At 72.2% G+C, this 3899-nt stretch carries 4 protein-coding genes; 1 reads left to right on the top strand and 3 read right to left on the bottom strand.

Annotation, left to right across the window (positions count from 1 at the left end; genetic code table 11):
• Both HII36_RS53775 and HII36_RS53770 read right to left on the bottom strand, forming a co-directional pair.
• Positions 1-824: hypothetical protein (locus HII36_RS53775; protein ID WP_217371100.1), on the bottom strand; the 824-nt coding region annotated here is incomplete at its 3' end.
• 105 nt (positions 825-929) lie between these two features.
• Entirely contained in the window at positions 930-1751 is an 822-nt protein-coding gene (locus HII36_RS53770; protein WP_217371099.1) for a phytanoyl-CoA dioxygenase family protein, read from the bottom strand.
• 204 nt (positions 1752-1955) lie between these two features.
• Here HII36_RS53770 and HII36_RS53765 point away from each other — a divergent pair, with 204 nt between their 5' ends.
• Positions 1956-2627 carry an enoyl-CoA hydratase-related protein gene (locus tag HII36_RS53765; RefSeq protein WP_173531133.1) on the top strand — a complete coding sequence of 224 codons (672 nt, stop codon included), beginning with the start codon at positions 1956-1958 and terminating at the stop codon, positions 2625-2627.
• Between the two features lie 45 nt (positions 2628-2672).
• Here the strand turns inward: HII36_RS53765 and HII36_RS53760 are convergent, their stop codons facing one another.
• Positions 2673-3770, bottom strand: a complete 1098-nt coding sequence (locus HII36_RS53760) for an MFS transporter (protein ID WP_173531132.1) — start codon at positions 3768-3770, stop codon at positions 2673-2675.
• Between the last annotated feature and the right edge of the window lie 129 nt (positions 3771-3899).

Raw genomic sequence — 3899 nt, 5'->3', positions numbered from 1 at the left:
GCCGGGGACGTGGGCGCCGGGGACGTGGGCGTGGTGGCCTTGCAGGTCACCTGGTAGACGGCGCGGGCCGAGTCGTAACCGGCGCCGAGGATCCGGATCGCCTTCCAGCCGCTGCTGCTGCTGCCCACGGCCAGCGGCAGCGTGACCTGCCTGCTGCGCGGGCCGTCGGCGGGGAAGGAGAGCGTCTCGGGCCGGCCCTCGCCGGTGACGCTGTCGATCCACTGGTAGGCGACGCGGGCCGGGGTGCGCGACACCTGGACGGTCCCGGTGAACGTCACCGTCGTCGGGCAGGCGCCGTTGTGCGTGGCCGGGGAGACGTCCACGTCGGCCGCGGCGACCAGCGGGCGGCTCGGCTGGGCGGGCAGCGGGTGCGAGGCGTCCCACACGTTGACGGCGCCGGCGCAGGTGACGCTGAAGCGGGCCTTGGCCGACAAGCGGCTCTTCTTGCCCAGGATCTCGACGGCCTGCCAGCCGGAGGTGTCGCGGTCGAACGTCTGGCGGTCCTTCACCACGATCTTGCGCGTGCCGTTCACCCGCAGGCTCTTGATGGCGCCCTTGCTGCCGTCGCCGCGTACCCAGCGGTACCGTACGGTGCCCTTGCCCTTGGCGGCCAGCACGGCGGAGAAGCCGACCGTGGTGGGGCAGTCGCCGTTCTGCTTGGCGGGGCTCGCCTTGACCCTGGCCACGGCCGCCGTCACGGCGGGGGCGGTCAGCGCGGGGACGGTCAGTGCGGGGGCGCTCGCGGCCGGGGCGGCGAGCGCGGGAGGTGCGGCCAGCAGCCCGCTGAGCATCACCGTGCCCAGCAGCAACGCTGTCCTGTTCATCGGGGGTCCCTTTCTAACACGCGAAAGCTCGGAACGAAGGAACCCATGATCGTGAGCCGGGCTTGGAAGGGGCTTGGATACCTCTTGTAACTCAACCACCAAGCGTCACAGGGTCGGGTCGTGGCCGCGCAGCATCATGCCCTGGCCGCGCGATCGGTGGACGTCGCCGACCGGCTGGTCACGCGGGTCGCGGAACTGCACCAGCAGCGTCGTACGGGCCTGGGCCGACCGGTTGACGCCCGAGCCGTGCACGGTGAGGTAGCTGAAGAACACCACGTCGCCGGCCTCGGCCTCGACCGGCACCGCCGACTCCAGCGGCCACTCGGCCGGCGGCAGGTGCCAGCCGCCCGCCTCGACGTGCGGCAGCGGCCCGCGCCTGTGACTGCCCGGCACCATGCGCAGGCAGCCCTTCTCCTCGGGCGCGTCGTCGAAGTGGAAGACGGCCGCGCCGAGGGTGTGCCTGGTGTGCGGGAAGTGGGCGGCGTCCTGGTGCATCGGGAACGGCGAGCCCTTCTCGGCCGGCTTGACGAAGACCTTGGTGTGGTGCAGCTGCACGTTCTCGGTGCCCAGCAGCGCCGCGGCCACCTCGGTGAACCGCTCGTCCACCAGCAGGCGGGCGAAGGCCGCGCAGTAGTACTGCACGTCGTGGCAGTGCCGCAGCTCGGTCGCGGCGCCGCCGCTCATCGCCCTGGCGCTGCCCCAGGTCGGGTCGGACGGACGTAACCGGCCGATGAGCGCGTGGCACTCCCGCCGGTACGCCTCCGCCTCGTCCTTGCTGAGCAGGCCCTTCACCAGGAGATAGCCGTTGTCCCGGTAGAACTCGGTGCACGCCGCGTCGACCATGCCGTCCTCCCGCGCTCGGTTGCCTGTGTCATGCCCGCGATCGACGTCGGCGTAGACGTGCGTTCCGGCATCGGTCTCCTTCATCGCTTTCCGGACCGGGGCGGTCACGATCGGGTGCCGCGACCTGACCGCGGCCGGTTGCCCTGAGCTGTGACCCTCGACCGGCGTTGCGCAACGCCGGGACGGGCGCCGCCGTCCGCCACTACGGTCAAGGAACCGGCACGCCAAGGTAGATCAACGGCCGGGTACGATGCCGTCCAGCGTAGTTACTCGCGGGTAGGAGGAGTCATGCCCACGCTCGACCGCAAGGACGACGTCTTCGTCCTCGACCTCGGCGACACCGAGAACCGCTTCCACCCCGACTGGGTCACCACCGTCAACACGCTGCTGGACGAGGTGGAGAAGGCCGAGGGCCCGCGCGCCCTGGTGGTGTCGGCCACGGGCAAGTACTTCTCCAACGGCCTGGACCTGGACTGGCTGTTCGCCCACACCGACCGGGCTGTCGACTACGTGGCCGACGTGCAGGAACTGCTGGCCCGGGTGCTGACGCTGCCGCTGGTGACGGTGGGGGCGTTGCAGGGGCACGCGTTCGCGGCCGGGGCCATGTTGTCACTGACCCTGGACTTCCGCGTGATGCGCGCCGACCGGGGCTACTGGTGCCTGCCCGAGGCGGACATCAATCTGCCGTTCTCGCCGGGGATGTCCGCGCTGATCCAGGCCCGGCTGCAGCCCAGGGTCGCGCACGAGGCCATGATCAGCGCCCGCCGCTACGGCGGTCACGACGCGCTGGCCGCCGGCATCGTGGACGCGACGGCCGATGAGGGCGGGGTGCGGGCGGCCGCCATCGACCTGGCCCGGCCGCACGCGCCCAAGGCGGGGCCGACGCTGGCCACGATCAAGACGCGGATGTACGGTCCGGTGCTCGCCGCCCTGCGCGACCGGGACGTCCCGCTCGGCTGACCACGAATCGGACGTCCTGCCGACTCTGGCCCGATGACTCGAGGGTCAGCCGGTCGTGATGCTTCCGCCGCTCCTGTCCGCGGTGGCGGCGGGCTCGGGATCGCCCGGGTCCGCCGCCGCCTCCCGCCGCCAGGGCAGGAGGGCGGCGGTCGCCACCAGCAGCACCCCGCCGACGCCGATCGCGGCCCTGGCGCCGATGAGAGCGGCCAGCCCGCCCCACAGCGCGGTGCCGGCGGCGGTGGCGGTGCGGGTGGAGATCGTCCAGGCGGTCAGGACGCGAGCGACCGTCCCGTCCTGGAGGCGCCGCAGCCGGTACGTGGCGAACACCGGGTTGAACACGCCCATGCAGGTGATCATCCCCAGCTCTACGGCCATCACCAGGAGCAGGCCGGGCAGCCCGGGTCCGACGAAGGCCAGCCCGGCCAGCCACACCGCCCGGGCGGCGCCGAAGCCGAGCAGGATCGGCCGCTGCCCGTACCTGGCGGCCAGCGGCCTGGCCAGCTTGGCGCCCAGGATGCCGCCGAGGCAGGGCACGCCGAACCCCAGGCCGTACTCCAGCGGGGTGAAGCCCAGGTCGTGCAGCATCAGGTACGCCAGCAGCGGCGCGGTCGCCATGATGAGCGCGTTGACCAGCACGGTGTTGGCGAACATGAGCCGCAGCCCTGGATCAGCGGCGATCATCCGCCAGCCCGCCCCGATCCCGGCCAGACGCGAGGCGGGGATGGGAGCCGCAGTGGGAGCCGGAGTGGGCGGCGCGGCCTCACGAGTGGTGACGGCCTCACAACCGGTGACGGTCTCGGGAGTGGTGATGGCGCGGATGCCAAGGGCGGACAGTACGTAGCTGACCGCGTCGAGCGTGATCGTGACGAACGGGCCGAGCAGTCCGATCAGCGCCCCGCCCGCCGGCGGTCCGATCGCCGTGGACACCCAGGTGACGGTCTCGAAGCGGCCGTTGGCCGTCACGAGGTGCCGCGGCGGGACGAGCGCCTTCAGATGCGCCCCGCTCGCCCCGATGAACACGATGTCGGCCAGCGCCATGACCACCGCCACGGCCAGCAGGTGCGGATAGCTCAGCACCCCGGCGGCGTGCGCGGCCGGTACGGTCGCCAGCGCGAGGAAGCGCACCAGGTCGGCCCGGATCATCAGCGGCCAGCCCTTGTCGCCCGGCCCGGACGTTGCGCCACACCTGCCAGATGATCCAGCCCGACACGGCGGCGAAGCCCGAGTAGAAGGCCGCGTGCCAGGGCGTGAAGAACGTCTCCAGCTCGGAAC

This window comes from Nonomuraea antri, assembly GCF_013283785.1.
In the GTDB taxonomy this organism is placed as follows: domain Bacteria; phylum Actinomycetota; class Actinomycetes; order Streptosporangiales; family Streptosporangiaceae; genus Nonomuraea; species Nonomuraea antri.
The sequence above is the reverse complement of the archived record's forward strand: the minus strand, read 5'-3'. Positions and strand labels throughout refer to the sequence as shown.